General features: G+C 74.9%; 14 protein-coding genes. 11 read left to right on the top strand and 3 right to left on the bottom strand.

The genetic code is table 11. The features are described from left to right. Positions 1 to 155: 155 nt before the first annotated feature. The 7 genes from DMB38_RS31980 (at position 156) to DMB38_RS32010 (ending at position 7929) form a co-directional block, all read left to right on the top strand. The gene (locus DMB38_RS31980; RefSeq protein WP_125938083.1) at positions 156 to 485 is read left to right on the top strand and encodes a 4Fe-4S dicluster-binding protein; all 330 of its coding nucleotides are present in this window, start codon (positions 156 to 158) and stop codon (positions 483 to 485) included. Beyond that, positions 482 to 2440 (top strand): hypothetical protein, encoded by a 1959-nt coding sequence (locus DMB38_RS31985; protein ID WP_125938084.1) that lies wholly within the window; start codon positions 482 to 484, stop codon positions 2438 to 2440. The genes DMB38_RS31980 and DMB38_RS31985 overlap by 4 nt, the downstream gene beginning before the upstream one ends. After that, entirely contained in the window at positions 2437 to 3864 is a 1428-nt protein-coding gene (locus DMB38_RS31990; RefSeq protein ID WP_240662576.1) for an amidase family protein, read from the top strand. The genes DMB38_RS31985 and DMB38_RS31990 overlap by 4 nt, the downstream gene beginning before the upstream one ends. 3 nt (positions 3865 to 3867) lie before the next feature. After that, on the top strand, positions 3868 to 5364 hold the full coding sequence (locus tag DMB38_RS31995) for a glutamine synthetase family protein (RefSeq protein ID WP_125938085.1): 1497 nt from the start codon (positions 3868 to 3870) through the stop codon (positions 5362 to 5364). 42 nt (positions 5365 to 5406) lie between these two features. Then, positions 5407 to 6696: an adenylosuccinate lyase gene (gene purB / locus DMB38_RS32000; protein WP_125939419.1), complete on the top strand. Its 1290-nt coding sequence runs from the start codon at positions 5407 to 5409 to the stop codon at positions 6694 to 6696. Beyond that, entirely contained in the window at positions 6680 to 7084 is a 405-nt protein-coding gene (locus DMB38_RS32005; protein WP_206337778.1) for a GNAT family N-acetyltransferase, read from the top strand. The genes purB and DMB38_RS32005 overlap by 17 nt, the downstream gene beginning before the upstream one ends. A 164-nt stretch (positions 7085 to 7248) precedes the next feature. Continuing rightward, a complete protein-coding gene (locus DMB38_RS32010) occupies positions 7249 to 7929 on the top strand; it encodes a response regulator transcription factor (RefSeq protein ID WP_240662794.1) in 681 nt (226 codons plus the stop codon). 45 nt (positions 7930 to 7974) lie between these two features. On the opposite strand, the gene DMB38_RS32015 is transcribed toward DMB38_RS32010, so the two are convergent. Further along, positions 7975 to 9006, bottom strand: a complete 1032-nt coding sequence (locus DMB38_RS32015) for a ParB/RepB/Spo0J family partition protein (protein WP_164716153.1) — start codon at positions 9004 to 9006, stop codon at positions 7975 to 7977. Between the two features lie 232 nt (positions 9007 to 9238). Here DMB38_RS32015 and DMB38_RS32020 point away from each other — a divergent pair, with 232 nt between their 5' ends. The 3 genes from DMB38_RS32020 (at position 9239) to DMB38_RS32030 (ending at position 12740) form a co-directional block, all read left to right on the top strand. Next, positions 9239 to 10717 carry a multicopper oxidase family protein gene (locus DMB38_RS32020; protein WP_125938087.1) on the top strand — a complete coding sequence of 493 codons (1479 nt, stop codon included), beginning with the start codon at positions 9239 to 9241 and terminating at the stop codon, positions 10715 to 10717. Between the two features lie 3 nt (positions 10718 to 10720). After that, a complete protein-coding gene (locus tag DMB38_RS32025; RefSeq protein ID WP_240662577.1) occupies positions 10721 to 12169 on the top strand; it encodes an MFS transporter in 1449 nt (482 codons plus the stop codon). A gap of 157 nt (positions 12170 to 12326) precedes the next feature. Then, complete coding sequence (locus DMB38_RS32030) at positions 12327 to 12740, top strand: enediyne antibiotic chromoprotein (protein ID WP_125938088.1); 414 nt, start codon at positions 12327 to 12329, stop codon at positions 12738 to 12740. Between the two features lie 122 nt (positions 12741 to 12862). Here DMB38_RS32030 and DMB38_RS32035 read toward each other — a convergent pair whose 3' ends face one another. Beyond that, a complete protein-coding gene (locus tag DMB38_RS32035) occupies positions 12863 to 13315 on the bottom strand; it encodes a YdeI/OmpD-associated family protein (protein ID WP_125938089.1) in 453 nt (150 codons plus the stop codon). Between the two features lie 169 nt (positions 13316 to 13484). Here DMB38_RS32035 and DMB38_RS32040 point away from each other — a divergent pair, with 169 nt between their 5' ends. Next, positions 13485 to 13943, top strand: a complete 459-nt coding sequence (locus tag DMB38_RS32040; RefSeq protein ID WP_125938090.1) for a carboxymuconolactone decarboxylase family protein — start codon at positions 13485 to 13487, stop codon at positions 13941 to 13943. Positions 13944 to 13975: 32 nt separating this feature from the next. Here the strand turns inward: DMB38_RS32040 and DMB38_RS32045 are convergent, their stop codons facing one another. Beyond that, positions 13976 to 15061 (bottom strand): methyltransferase, encoded by a 1086-nt coding sequence (locus DMB38_RS32045; RefSeq protein WP_125938091.1) that lies wholly within the window; start codon positions 15059 to 15061, stop codon positions 13976 to 13978. Between the last annotated feature and the right edge of the window lie 57 nt (positions 15062 to 15118).

The following is a 15118-nucleotide window of genomic DNA, read 5'->3' on the forward strand; positions in this document are numbered from 1 at the left end:
GTGGTCGAGACCGTCCGGCGAGCATCGGCACCGCGGCACCTCACGTGCCCCGTACCACCTCTCAGATTCCCCGGGCCGGCAGCGCCGCCGGCGACATCCGGACTGCGGAGCCTCCCGCCGCGGTCGCACCCCGCTGACTCGAAGGGTGACCACCCGTGAACGACGACAACGCACCGGCCGCCAACGCCGAGCGCAACGAGCGGATCGCCAATCGGTCCCGCGCCGCCAACTGGAAGAAGCCCCCGCGGCGTATCGAGACGTCGGAGTGCATCACCTGCGACAGTTGCCTGCGGAGCTGCCCCGAGGAGTTCGGCGCCATCTTCGACCGCGGCCTCGACGTCGTGATCGTCCCGGAGCTCTGCTCCGGCTGCCCCGTGTGCGTACTGGAGTGCCCGGTCGACTGCATCTACGTCGACGAGGACTGGGCGCCCACGGACGAATCGATGTGGAGCCACATCGAGGTCACCCCGGTGAGCGCCCCGTGACCGCCCCCGCACCGCGCGACGAGTCGCGCGAAACGCGCCGGGCCGCCAACGCCCGCAAGCGCATCAGCCGCCGGCCCAGCCGCCTCGGCAGCCCGGCCGGCGCCACCCCCAAGCCCGACCGCGAACGGGAGCCGGGCGCCGGCTTCACCGGGCTGCTGGAGCGCGCCTGGGCCCGGGCGCGGCAGGCCGGGGGGCCGCGCGCCGCGGTCGGCGTCCTGCTCACCCTCGACGGACACGTGCCCGCCGAGGTGCAGTTGCGGGCGCTCGGCACGGCGGAGGAGGCCGCGTTCAAGGTGCTGTGGGGCCTCACCTGGCGTACCGGAGAGCCCGCCGCGGACACGGCCGCGGACGGCGCGGCGGACCGGGAGGCGGACGACGAGCCCGTCTTCACCGGCGAACTGGCGCTCGCCCGCAGCGGCCGGGTTGCCGTACGGGCCCCCTCGCAGCCCCCGCTGCGCCAGCAGGACCTGGTCGGCGGCTCCCTGCGGGTGCCGTGGTCCGCCCGGGCCGTGCGGGCCTACCGGCGCGAGCTGGCCGCCGCCACCGCCCGGCGCGCCGACGAGGTCGCGCACTGCCGCGCCTGGCTCGCGGAGCAGGGCGAGGCGGGCCGCGACGAACTGCTCGACCTGGCCACGGAGGCGGCCCTGCGCACGGCGCCGTTCGTCCTGTACCAGGAGGAGAAGCAGTACACGAACTTCCGCGACCAGAACAACATCACCGGCAAGACCCTCTTCCCCGGGCACCCCGACTGCGCGCTGAGCAGCCTCCGGGGCCTGCCGCTCGACCTCTGGTCCGACCACGACGTGCAGCTCCTGGTCTGCCTCGTCCTCCTCATCCGCTCGGCCGGACCCGGCCGGGTCGAGGAGGCCAACGGCACGCAGCTCAGCCTCGACCACGTGGCCGCCATGCTGGAGCGGGTGAGACGCGGCTACGCCGCCGCACCCGGTGGCCCCTCCCTCCCGCACGCGGCGGCGCCCGACGTCGCCGCGCTCGACACGCTCGCCACGACGCTCGGCACGGTCCGCAAGGCGTTCCCCGGCCGGGTCCAGCTCTACCGCGAGATCCACGGCGCGCTCATGCACAAGATCGAGCGTGTCGCCGCCCCGCCGGCGGCCCGGGCGCACCGCTACGAGCAGGACGTCTGCGCCCGCCTCAGCGAGCGACTGCCGCTGACCGGCGGCACCTTCGACGCGCTGGCGGACGCCGCCGCCGCGGCGCCCGGGTGGCTGGCGCGGCCGCACGGCGCGTTCGGCAGCGGCCTGGAGTCGCTGGTGTACGAGACCGTCGCGGCCAGCGCGGACGTGTTCCGTACGGACTTCGCGATGAGCCGCGGGATGCGCTCGCTGCCCACCCTCGTCGCGAAGCTGAGGGCGGAGAGCTGGGCGGAGATCTGTGGCTGGGACATCACCAAGTACTTCTGCTGCGTGGTGCCCGCCCCGGAGGCGCGCCGCCACTTCGGCGACTCCGCCACCGCGATGGCGGACGCGGCGTGGGCGATGTCGTCGCGCATGCAGTACAACTCCTGGCACTTCATCGCGGGCAACCTGCCGCGTACCGAAGAGGTCCTGGCCCGCGACCACTTCGTCCCGCCCACCATCCCCGACGTCGCCTTCTTCTCCGACCAGCACCACCACGGCCACGTCACCAACAAGGTCCGCTTCTCCATCCGTTCGCCGCAGGCCGTCGAGGTCGCCGGGCGGCGGTTCAACGGGTTCGTCGACCTGCGGCTGCTGCGCTGCGACGGCACCCCCTTCGACGAGCAGGACCTGCTCGCCGCGCACCGGGTGTCCGGCCTCGTCGGCCGGGTGACCGGCCTCGCCGCCGAACTGGCCGCCGCCGGGGAGCCGGTGGAGGTCACGGCCTTCGACGCCGGCTGGCACCGGGCCGCCATCGCGGGGGCTCCGGCCGCCGCGCGGACCGCCGGGGCCGCCGGCAGAGCGACCGGCCGCTCGTGACGGCGGGGCAGAGCGCGGGGCCCGCTCCGGGGCCCGCCCGGCTGAGGGAGCTGCTGGCCGCCGGCGAACTCACCGCGGAGCGGCACGTGCGGACCGTGCTGGACGCCATCCGCGCCGACACCACCGGCGCGTACGTCGCCGTCGCCGGCGAGGGCGCGCTGCGCGCGGCCCGGGAGGCGGACGTGCTCATCCGCGAGCGGGGCGCCGCCGCCTGGCTGGAGCGGCCCCTGCTCGGGGTGACGGTCTCCGTGAAGGACCTGCTGCAGACCGGCGACCTGCCCACCGGCCGCGGCTCGCTGCTCCCCAACACCCGCCCGCCGGAGGACACGCCCGCCGTGGCGCGGCTGCGCGCGGCCGGTGCGGTCGTCGTCGGCAAGACCGCCACCTCCGAGTACGGCTGGAGCGCGAGCACCGTCGGCCGCGTCGGCCCGCCCGTGCGCAATCCGTACGACCCCCGGCGCACCGCGGGCGGCTCCAGCGGCGGCGCCGCCGCGGCGGTGGCGACGGGGCTCTGCGACGGGGCGCTCGGCACGGACGGCGCGGGCTCGGTCCGTATCCCCGCGGCGTTCTGCGGCGTCGTCGGCTACAAGCCGTCGTACGGCCGCATCCCCTACGTCCCCGGCAGCATCGAGCGCCTCTCCCACCAGGGCACGCTCGCCCGCCGCGTCGAGGACGCCGCCGCCCTGGCCGCCGTCGCGGCGGGCCCGCACCCGTACGACCCCGACTCGGCCCTCGGCTCCCTCGACCCCGAGCGCTCCTCGCGGCGCCTGCGCGTCGGCTGGATCGAGTACGAGCGGACCGGCGCCGGTGTCCGCGAGGTCACCGAACGGGCGCTGGCGGCGTTCGCGGGACGCGGGCACCGCGTGGAGCGGATCGAGGTGCGCTGCGACGGGCTGTACCCGGCGCTGGTCGACATCCTCGCCGCCGCGGAGGCGGCTTCCACGGGACCGGAGGACGAGGAACTCTGCGACCCCGGCCGCCTGGAGGTGGTCCGCCACGGCCGCACCCTCAGCGGCACCGCGGTCATCCGCGCCGAGGAGGTGCGCCACGCCCTGCGGACGAAGCTGCGCTCGGTCATGGACCGCTACGACATCCTGGCGATGGCCACCGTGCCGGTCGAGCCGTTCGACGCCGGGGCCATCGCGCCCGGGTGGGCCGCCGACCCGCGCGACCTGCTGTGGCTCGCCTGGTCCCCGGCCACCTACCCGTTCAACATGACCGGCCAGCCGGCCGTCTCGGTCCCGGCGGGTCTCACCCCCGCGGGACTGCCCGCCGGGGTACAGGTGGTCGGGCCCGTGGGCGCCGACGCGCTCGTGCTCGCCACCGCCGCGCGGCTGGAGACCGACCTCGGCGCGCTGCCGGCCCCGTGGGCGGCCCAGCCGCCGCCCGCCCCCGCCGCCCTGCCCGTCGTCGAAAGGATCTGAGCCGTGTACTCCAGAAAGTGGCGTTCGCCGTCGGGCGAGGAGAGCGTGGGGCGGCCGTCGTTCGTCGCCGACCACGACCTGTGGACCGACGACCAGCGCGCCGTCGCCGACCGGATCGAGGCCGAGCTGGGCCAGCTCGAACTGGTCCGCCTGGTCTACGGCGACCCGCACGGGCTCGTCAGGTCCAAGACGCTGACCGTGCCGGCCTTCCGCTCCGTGCTCCGCCACGGCATGAACTTCAGCCCCGGCCCCTTCCTCTTCGACACCGGGCACGCCGTCGCCGTCGACTTCCTCGGCGACCCCGGCATCGGCGTCGAGGAGATCGCGGGCGCCGGGAACTTCATCCTGGTGCCCGACCCGCTCACCTTCCAGGTGCTGCCCGGCACCGAGCCGCGCACCGCCTGGGTCATCGGGGACGAGTACCTGCGCGAGGGAAGCCCGCACCCGCTGTCGTCCCGCGCCGTGCTGCGCGCCGTCGAGAAGCGGTACGCGGCACGCGGCCTCGACCCGCTGCTCGGTCTCGAGGCGGAGTGGTACCTCACCCGGCGGCTCGACGACGAGCCGGGCAACGAGGGCAACGGCTTCGGCACCCAGGGCCGGGCGCCGCGGGTCGCGGCCGTCAACGCGGGCTACCAGTTCAACCTGGACTTCCGCTACGACTCCGTCGCCGCCGTCGCCGACCCGCTGGCGCAGTGCCTCACCGCGCTCGGCCTGCCGCTGCGCTCGATGGAGCACGAGTCGGGACCCGGCCAGGTCGAGACGACGTTCGCGCCGATGTCGCCGCTCGACACCGCGGACGCCATGCTCCTCTTCCGTACGGTCACCAAGCGGCTCGCCGCCCGCCGCGGCTACCACGCCTCGTTCATGTCGCTGCCGAAGCTGCCCTCCTTCGACCCCAGCGGCTGGCATCTGCACCAGTCCGTACGGGAGTCGGCCACCGGCCGCAACCTCTTCGGCGCCGAAGGGCTCTCCGGCGGGCTGTCCCCGGAGGGCAAGGCGTACACCGACGGGCTGCTGTCCTGGGCGCGGGAGCTGCTCCTGCTCTCGGTGCCCACCGTCAACGGCTACCGGCGCCTGCACTCGGCCCACACCCTGGCCCCGACGCGGATCGGGCTGAGCGTGGAGGACCGCACCGCGATGCTGCGGGTGGCCGGCGGCGGCGCCAACGCCCGGATCGAGAACCGCATGGGCGAGCCGTGCGCCAACCCGTACCTGAACATCGCGGCGCAGCTCTTCGCCGGGCTCGACGGTCTGGAGGGCGGCGCCGCCGGCCCGCCCGCGGACCCCGGCGCCGGCCTCGTGCCGCAGTCGCTGCGCGAGTCGTTCGAGGCGTTCCGCGCGGGCCGCGCCGAGCAGTTGCTCGGCGCCCCGCTGACGGCCTGCCTGACGCGGCTGAAGGAGAGCGAACTCGACCGCTTCGAGACCTGGTGCGCGGCGACCGGCGCGCCGGCCGGCGAGGTCACCGACTGGGAGCAGCGCGAGTACTTCGAGGCGTACTGAATCCGAGGCGTACGAGGAACGACGACGGGACGGGTGGCACAGATGATTCCCCGCTACACGCTGCCGGACATGGGGCGGCTCTTCTCCGATCAGGCACGGTACGAGACCTGGGTACGGGTCGAGATCCTCGCCTCCGAGGCGCAGGAACGGCTCGGCCGCGTCCCCGCCGGGGTCGTCGAGGACATGCGCCGGGCGCCGGTGCCCGCCGCCGCACGGGTCGCGGAGCTGGAGCAGGAGCGCGACCACGAGGTGCTCTCCTTCCTCGCCGCCTACTGCGAGGGCATGCCCGACGCCTCGGCCCGCTGGGTGCACCTCGGCATGACCAGCTACGACCTGGTGGACACCGCGCTCGGCCACACCCTGGCCACCGCCTGCGACCTGCTCTCCGGGGCCGCCCGGGAGCTGCGGCGCACCCTGATCGGCCGCGCGCTCGAGCACTGGGACACGGCGATGATCGGCCGCACCCACGGGGTGCACGCCGAGCCCACCACCTTCGGGCACAAGCTGGCCGGCTTCGCGTTCGGCGTCGACCGGTCGCTGCGCCGGCTGGCGGCGGCGCGCGACGCGGTGGCGGTCGGCACGGTCTCGGGCTCCGTCGGTACGTACGCGCTCATCGACCCCGCGGTGGAGGCGCACGTCTGCGCGGCCCTCGGGCTCGGCGTGGAGGACTGCCCCAGCCAGGTCGTCGCCCGCGACCGGCACGCCCAGTTGCTCCAGGCCGTCGCCGCCCTCGGCGCCTGCGTGGAGCAACTCGCCCTGGAGCTGCGGCTGCTCCAGCGCACCGAGGTCGCGGAGGTGGAGGAGGGCAGGTCCGCGGCGTACCAGGGCTCCAGCGCCATGCCGCACAAGCGCAACCCGACCACCAGCGAGCGGCTCTGCGGCCTCTCGCGGCTGCTGCGGGGCCACGCCACCGCCGCGCTGGAGAACGTCCCGCTCTGGCACGAACGGGACCTCGCCCACCAGTCGGTCGAGCGGGTGATCCTGCCCGACAGCCTGACCGTGGCGCACTTCCAGGCGACGAAGGCCGCCGAACTCGTCGCCTCGCTGCGGGTGCACCCCGAGCGGATGCGCGCCCACATCGACCAGACCGCGGGACTCGTGCACAGCTCCGCGGTCCTCGCCGAGCTGCTGACCGACGACGGCGCGGAGCGCGAGCGCGCGTACCGCGCCGTGCAGCGGGCCGCCGACCGTACGGTGGCCACCGGGGAGCACTTCGGCGCCACCCTCGCGGGCGAGGGCATCACCGTCGGCGAGCTGCGCCCGGAGCGCTTCCTCACCCGTCACGACGTGATCCGCGACCGATTGGAGAAGCTCGGTGCACTGGAAGACTGAACGCGCCGCGGGCGCCTCGCTCGACCTCGACGAAGTGCTCGCGGTCTACCGGGACTCGGGGCTCGGCGAGCGGCGGCCCGTCGACGACCGGGAACGGATGGCCACGATGATGCGCGAGGCCAACCTCGTGGTCGTCGCGCGCGACGAGGACGGCGCGCTCATCGGCCTCGCGCGCAGCGTCTCCGACTTCGCCTACGTCACGTACCTCTCCGACATCGCCGTCGTCCGCGCCCACCAGTGCGCGGGCGTGGGCCGCGCGCTCATCGACGCCACCATGGCGGAGGCCCCGGCGGCCAAGCTCGTCCTGCTGTCCGCGCCCGCCGCCCGGGACTACTACCCGCACATCGGCTTCACCCGGCACGACTCCGCATGGGTGCGCAGCACGTAACCACCGCGTGCGGCGCCGCTGCCCGCGGCCCGTCCGCCCACCTGCCGAGCACACCACACGGGGGAGGCATGACTCAGATGACGTCGCAGGTGCTGCCCGACCTACGCCCGCCGGTGACCAGGACCGCCGTGCCCGGGGATCCGGCGTCCGCCGGCCCCTCGGGCATGGCGGCCGCGGGGCCGGCCGGCCGGCGCATCCTGGTGGTCGACGGGGACCCCGACACGGGCGAGTCGCTGATGGCCCAGCTCCGCCGCTACGGGCACGAGCCGGTGGGGGCGAAGCAGGGCGGCGCCGCGCTGCGGGCGCACCAGGACACGGAGATGGTCCTCCTCGACCTCGAACTCCCCGACCTCGACGGCCTTGAGGTGTGCCGGGGCATCCGCGCGGTGAGCCACGTGCCCATCATCATCGTCACCGGCCGGGAGTCCGAACTCGACTGCGTGCTCGGCCTCCAGGCCGGGGCGGACGACTACGTCACCAAGCCGTACGGGATGCGCGAGCTGATGGCCCGTATCGAAGCCGTGCTGCGCCGCGCCCGGCCGCAGCAGCCCGCGGCCGGCCGGCACCTCAGGCACGGCCGGCTGCACATCGACGTCGCCTCGCGCCGCGTCACCGTCGGCGGTACGGAAGTCGCGCTCACCCGCAAGGAGTTCGACCTGCTCTGCCAGCTCGCCTCCCACCCGGACACGGTCATACCCCGCAAGCAGCTCCTGCAGCGGGTCTGGGGCGACTCGTGGTCGCGGCGCACCGTCGACACGCACGTCAGCAGCCTGCGCGGCAAGCTCGGCGGCAGCGGCTGGGTCGTGACCGTCCGGGGGGTGGGGTTCAAGCTGGGCCACGCGTGACGGCACGCGCCGGGCGGCGCGTGCCGTCGGGGTCCCCGGGGGCGGTCAGCGTACGGCGCCGACCGCCCCCGCTGCGCGTCCCGCGCCCAGCTCACCCGCCAGGTCGCGCCAGAGCCCGGCGTAGCCCCGCAGCAGCTCGGCCAACTGCTCCCTGCAGTGCGGCGGCAGGTTCACGGTGATCTTCTCGCGGTCCCGCGCGATGAGATGGCAGGCGTCGAGCATGCGCAGGACCGTACGGCCCGTCTCCGTCATCCGCAGCGAGGGGTCGCGGCAGAGCGAGTCGAAGATGACGAACAGCTCCCCGGGCGACAGCGCGGGGACGGGCGGCGGCGCCGGCTCGCGGGCCGGCCGCTCCGCCGCGGGCTCCTCCCGCTGCCCCACCGGTACGGGGTCGTCGCCGCGGCGCAGCCGGTCCCGTACGTCGGCGACGGTGGCCGGCGAGATCCCGGCACGCCGGGCGACCGACCGCAGCGACGCCCCCGGCTCCTCGCCCAGCAGCTTCGCCGCCAGCTCCCGGCCCTGCGCGGAACGGAACGGCCTGCGCCTGCCGTCGAGCCCGATCCGCGGCGCGTCGTGCGCCTGGCCCCGGGCGCGGCCGCGGAGTTCGGCGACCGTCCGCGCGGACAGTCCGGCGACGGCCGCCACCGAGCGGTCCGACCACTGCGGCCGGGCGGTGAGGATGCGCAGCGCGGAGGCGATGCGGTCGTCCCGCGACAGGGGCAGCCCCTGGGCCACGTTCATCGCGACGGCCAGTAGCCGCGCGTCGCTCTCCGAGCCGTCGAAGAACCGCGTGCCGATGTACGCGGCGCCGTTGAGCCGGGCGGCCCGCAGCCGGTGCCGGCCGTCGATCACGGCCATCCGCCCGCGGTGCACGAGGATGGGCGGCAGCTCGGCCTCCACCTCGGAGAGCGCCAGCGCGTAGCCGGCGTCCACGCCCGCGGCGCGCGGGCTGAACGTGACCACCAGACTGGCGACGGGCACCTTCTCGACCGGCAGGTCGCGGACCGCCTCGCGGAGCGCGAGCAGGGTGTCGGAGCCGCCCGCCCGCTCGGCGCGCACGATCTGATTGATGAGCACAGACTCCTCCAGTGGCAGTCGGGGTCCGGCGGCGCGGCCCGCGCACGACGACGGGACCGCTGTCTCGACTCGAAGGCTCCCAGGGCGATCTGACGGCCCGCTGACACGCCGCTGACACGGCGCCGGGGCCCTGTCCGGGACCGGCCGCCGCGCGACCCGTACGCGAGCCGGTGCTGCTGGACTGCGGCTGCTCCCGTTCCCGGGGAACGCACGTCCAGAGCTGGAGGAGACCATGGTCACCCGCCGCAGGGCCCTCGCCGTCGGCGTCGCCGCCGGGAGCACCGCGCTCACGGGCGCGGGGCTGATCCCGCTCGCGAACGCGGCGAACCGGGCCGCGTCCGACGCCCCCGGCACCGCGACCGCAGACACCGCCGGGGCCGGCACCGCGACGGTCGCGAAGTTCGCCGTCCCGATGCCGGTACCGCCCGTCCTCGCGCCCACGTACACGGTCGGCAGCGCGTCCGTCTACCACGTCACGATGAAGAAGGTGCGGAAGGAGATCCTGCCGGGCCTGCCCACCGACGTCCTCACCTACAACGGCCACTTCCCCGGACCGACCATCCGGGCCCGCCGCGGCGGGCCCGTCGTCATCAGGCAGCGCAACACCCTCGACATGCCGACCGCCGTCCACCTGCACGGCGCCGCCGTGCATCCGGTCAACGACGGCCACCCCATGGACACCATCGCCCCCGGCGCCGAGCGGCTGTACTTCTATCCCAACCAGCAGCCGCACGCCCCGCTCTGGTACCACGACCACGCGCACCACATGGAGGCCGAGCACGTCTACCGCGGGCTGTCCGGCTCCTATCTGCTGACCGACGACACCGAGTCCGCGCTGCCGCTGCCCGGCGGCCGGTACGAGGTCGTCATCGCCCTGCGCGACGCCCGCTTCGACGACACCGGCGGGCTCGTCTACGCCATGGGCGACCGCACCCGCACCACCCTGCTGGCCAACGGCGTCCCGTACCCGTACTTCCAGGTCGCCGCGCGCAAATACCGGCTGCGGCTGCTCAACAGCGCCAACGTGCGCTCCTTCGACCTGCGGCTCGCCGACGGCGGCGCCTTCCAGCAGATCGGCTCCGACGGCGGGCTGCTCACCGCGCCGTACACCACCGACAGGGTCTTCCTCTCCGCGGGCGAACGCGCCGACATCGTCGTGGACTTCTCCCGCTACCCCGTCGGCAGCAGCGTCGTGCTGCGCAACGCCGCCGGCCCCGGCACGCCGGAGCAGACCGGCGAGGTACTGCGCTTCGACATCGTGCGCACCGCCGCCGACCCCAGCTCCGTGCCCGCCCGGCTGCGCACCCTGCCCGACCGCCCCGAACCCACCGCGGGCCGCACCGTCGACCTCAGCATGACGGAGGACGGCAGCACACCGCCCGCCGCGTACATCGACGGGAAGGTCTACGACCCGGGGCGGGTGGACGCCGCCGTCACCTACGGCGCCCACGAGGTGTGGACCGTCACCAACTCCAACCGCGTCGCCGCGCACAACTTCCACCTGCACCTCGTGCAGTTCCGGGTGCTGGAGCGCGGCGGGCTGCCGCCGTCGCCGGCCGAGTCGGGGCTGAAGGACACCGTGTTCCTCGCGCCCGGCGAGACGGTGAAGCTCCAGGCGTCGTTCGACACCTACCGCGGCGACTTCCCGTACCACTGCCACATGCTCGACCACTCCGCCATGGGCATGATGGCGACGATGAGGATCGGCTAGGCCGTGGCCGCCACGACGGACCGCGCCGCGCCCGGACCGCGGGCCCGCCTCCGGGCCGGCGTCCGCGTCACGCTGCTCCCACTGCTGCTCGCGCTGCTGCTGTCGTCCCTGGACACCATGGTGATCGGCACCGCCATGCCGACGATCGTCGGCGACCTGGGCGGCGCCGGGCAGTTGGCGTGGACGGTCACCGCGTACACGCTCGCCGCCGCCGCGACGACCGCCGTGTGGGGCAAGCTCGGCGACCTGCACGGCCACCGCGGGGTGCTGCTGGCCGCGCTGGCCGTGTTCGCCGCCGGCTCCGCGCTCTGCGCGGCCGCCCAGGACATGCCCCGGCTCATCGCGTTCCGCGCGCTCCAGGGCCTGGGGGCGGGCGGCATCGCGGTGGGCGCCATGTCCGTGCTCGGCGCGCTGGTGCCCCCGCGCGAACGCGCCCGCTACGCCGGCATGATCACCAGCGTGCTGGCGGTGTCGATGATCGGCGGCCCGCCCGTCGGCGGCCTCGTCACCGACCATCTCGGCTGGCGCTGGGTGTTCCTGATCAACCTGCCGCTCGCGGCCCTGGCCATGGGCCTCGCCGTCCTGCTGATCCGGGTTCCGGCCCGGCCGCCGCGGACGGGCGCGCCCGTCCGCGCCGACTACGCCGGGGCCGCCCTGCTGGCCGCCGGGGTCACCGCCCTCGTCCTCGCCGCCACCTGGGGCGGCGGCGAGCACGCCTGGGGCTCGCCGGTGATCCTCGGCCTCGCCGGGGGCGCGGCCGTGGCGCTGGTGGGCTTCCTCGCCGTCGAGCGCCGCGCCGCGGAACCGGTGCTGCCGCTGCGCCTGTTCCGTATCCGCAACTTCGCGCTGATGTCGGCGCTCGCCTTCCTCACCGGGTTCGTGATGTTCGGCGCCGTGCTCTACCTGCCGCTCTACCAGCAGGCGGCGCAGGGCCTGTCCGCCACCGGGTCCGGGCTCCTGCTGCTGCCGATGCTCGCCACGCTGCTGCTCGTCTCCCAGCTCTCCGGCAGGTACACGGCGCGCACCGGCGGCTACCGGTCCGCGCAGGTGGCGGGCGGCGCCTTCATGCTGGCCGGCACCCTCCTGCTCACCCGGCTGGACACCGGCACCTCCCGGCTGACCACGGGCGTGTTCATGGCGGTGCTCGGCATCGGCATGGGCTTCCTCACCCAGATCGTCGTCACCGTCGCGCAGAGCAGCGTCCACGTACGGGAGATGGGCGTCGCCTCGTCGGCCGTCACCCTCTGCCGCACGCTGGGCAGCTCCCTCGGGGTCGCCGTCATGGGCGCGCTCTCCGGCGGCCTCGGCGAGCACGGGGTGCCCACCGCCGCGGCGGCCGCGGAGGGCGTGCGGTCGGCCTTCTGGGCGGCGGTCGTCGCGGCCGCGCTGACGCTGCTCGCCGCGCTCTGCGTACGCGAAGTGCCCCTCGGCGGCGCCGGGCCGAAGAGGTGAAGGGACCCGCCGGTACGTACGGGAGCGGCGGATTGTGACACCCCGGCAGGACCGGACTTCGACTCGCGATCAACCGCGGCTCCTGCGTCACCTCCGACGCTGGAGCCGTCAACCGCACAACCCCGCGAAGTCGACACCCGAGAGGCAGGGAGATCACATGCCCGCACGCCGTATCCGTCTGGCCACCGCCGGAGTCCTCGGCGCCGCCGCCGCGTTGGGCGCCCTGGCGGCCAGTCCCGCCGCGGCCGCCGCCCCGGCCGTCACGGTGACGCCGAGCACCGGCCTCGCCGACGGCCAGACGGTGTCCGTGAGCGGCTCCGGCTACGTCGCCGGCAGCGCGATCGGCGTCAGCGAGTGCGTCCGCGACACCGTGTGCGCGGAGGACACCGTCCACACCACCGCGGCCGCGGACGGCACCTTCTCGGCCCAGTACGTGGCGCGCAAGCAGTTCCAGGCCACGGACTGGAGCACCGGCCAGACCATCACGGTGGACTGCGCCGTGGAGCAGTGCCAGATCGTGGCCTGGGAGCAGGAGATAGGCCCCATCGCCCAGCCCATCTCCTTCGGCTGACGAAGAGCACCGGCGCCCGGCCGGTGACCCCGCAGCGATGACGGCGCCCCGTACCGCCCAGGGCCCGGGCGGTGCGGGGCGCGCGCGCCGGCCGGGGCCCGCCGCCGGCGCGCCGCCCGCCGTCAGCCTCCCGGCGCTTCCTCGCCGGCCAGCTCCGCCAGCACCTTGGCCACCCGCCGTTCCCGGGTCGCCGCCGTCTTCGCGCCCTCGACCGCGCGGACATGGCGGCGCTTGTGGGTCGGCGCCAGCCGGTCGTACGCGGCCCGCGCCCCCGGCTCCGCGTCCAGCGCGGCGGTCAGCTCGGGCGGTTCCACGATCTCCCGCGGCTCGGTGTCCAGCCGCACCTCCGCCTCCACCTCCTCGCCCTGCACCACCCCGCTCGCCTTGCGGTGGGCCGCGCTCACCCCGACGACGTACCGCCCGTTCATCGGCGCGATCCGCGTCCGCCAGGAGTGGCCGTTGATCTCGACGACCACCGGCGGCCTCCGGCCCGCCCCGAAACCGTCGACCACCTCGCCCGGCACCTCGAACCCGGTCGCGTTGCCGGCGGGCTCGATCATCGTGCGGAACCTCATCGTTGCTCTCCGTCCTGGGGGTGAAGGTGTCAGGGGCGGTGGCCGCCGTCACACTCTTCCGCTGCCGATCGTCATGGAGATGACGGATGGCACCCGGCCGACGTGACAGCGCCCCGGCGCGCCCGGCCTCCGGCCGTCCGAACCCTACGGTGCGACAGCGAGGAGCGAGATGCAGGCGCGAATAGCCAGCCCCACGGCCGCGGTACCCGGTGCCGTACCGGCGCTGCGGGCACTGGGCGAGGCACTGAAGCGGTCCGGGGTCCCCGAGAGCACCCTGCTCCTCGTCTATCTGCGCACCAGCCAGATCAACGGGGCGAGCTGGAACGTCGACCGGCACGCCGCCGAGATGCGCGCCGCGGGGGAGCCGCCCGAGCGGATCGCCTCCGTCGCCGCCTGGCGCGACGCGCCGTACTACAGCGACGCCGAACGGGCGGCGCTGCTCCTGGCGGAGAGCGCCGCCCGGCTCGGCGACCGGCCGGACGCCGTCCCCGACGCCGTCTGGCACGAAGCCGCCCGCCACTTCGACGAGAGCCAGCTCGCCACCCTCGTCCTGGCCTCGGGCTTCTGCAACCTGTGGCACCGGGTCGTCGCCACCACCCGGCGGCCGGCCGGGCAGCCGCCGGGATGAGCCCCGGCACCCCGCCGGCGCACCGGGCGGGCTCAGATCCGGCTCGCCTCCACCACGGAGATGGCCGCGGGCGTCCGCACCACCCGCTCCACCTTCAGCCCCGCCTGCGCCAGCAGCTCCCCATAGAGCGCCTCGGTCCGCTCCCGGCCGCCGACCAGCAGCATCAGCCACAGGTCGACGAGCTTGCCCGCGTGCGGCGCGTTGCGCTTGTCCGGCAGCACCATCTCCATGATGAGGACCCGGCCGCCGGGGTTCATCGCCTTCCGCACGTTGGTGAGGATCTCCACGGCCTGCGGCTCCGGCCAGTCGTGCACGATGTGCTTCAGGACGTACGCGTCCCCGCCCTCCGGCACCGGGTCGAAGAGCCCGCCGTCCGCGATCGTGCACCGGTCGGCGACGCCCTCCTTCTCCAGGAACGCGGCCGCGCCGTTCTCCCCGACCCGGGGGTCGGAGAGCACGCCGCGGGCCTTCGGCGACTTGCGCAGCACCCCGGCGAGGAAGTCGCCGCGGCCGCCGCAGAAGTCGACGACGGTGCGGAAGCGGGAGAAGTCGTACGCGGCGAGCAGCGGGTCCGTCTCCGTCGCCGACATCGAGCCCATGCCGCGGATGAACACACCCCCGTACTCGGGGTTCTCCTCCAGGTACTCGAACGCGCCCATGCCGCGGAGCTTCGGCAGGCTCGGCTCTCCGGTGCGTACCGCCTCGGCGAAGTGCGCCCAGTCCTCCCAGTGCGTGGGATGTCCCATCAGCAGGGCGATGCCGTTCATCGACATCGGCGCGTCCGGCAGCAGCGCCCGGGCCATCGGGGTGAGCGCGAACCGGCCGTCCTTCCGCTCGGTGAAGATCCCGTACGTCGCGAGGAGGCGCAGTAGCCGGCGCAGCGACTCGGCGTCGGTCTCCGTCTTCTCGGCGAGCCGCGCCACCGGCAGCGGCCCGTCCGCCAGCGCCTCCGCGACCCGCAGTTCGGCGGCGGCGTAGATCGCCTGGGAGACCATGGCGCCCTGCGCCAGCTCCAGGAGCGCGAACGGCGGCGGCGCCATCTTGCGGGTCAGCGACTGCAGTGCGGAGCGAATCCCTTCGACGACACGGACGAGACGAGCGGGGGGCAGCGGTGGCATCGGATTCCTCCGTAAGGCGAGTTCCCGTCTTTCCCGGATTCGCCGACGGTAGGCCAG

The sequence above is a fragment of the Streptomyces sp. WAC 06738 genome, from assembly GCF_003945505.1.
Classification (GTDB): domain Bacteria; phylum Actinomycetota; class Actinomycetes; order Streptomycetales; family Streptomycetaceae; genus Streptomyces.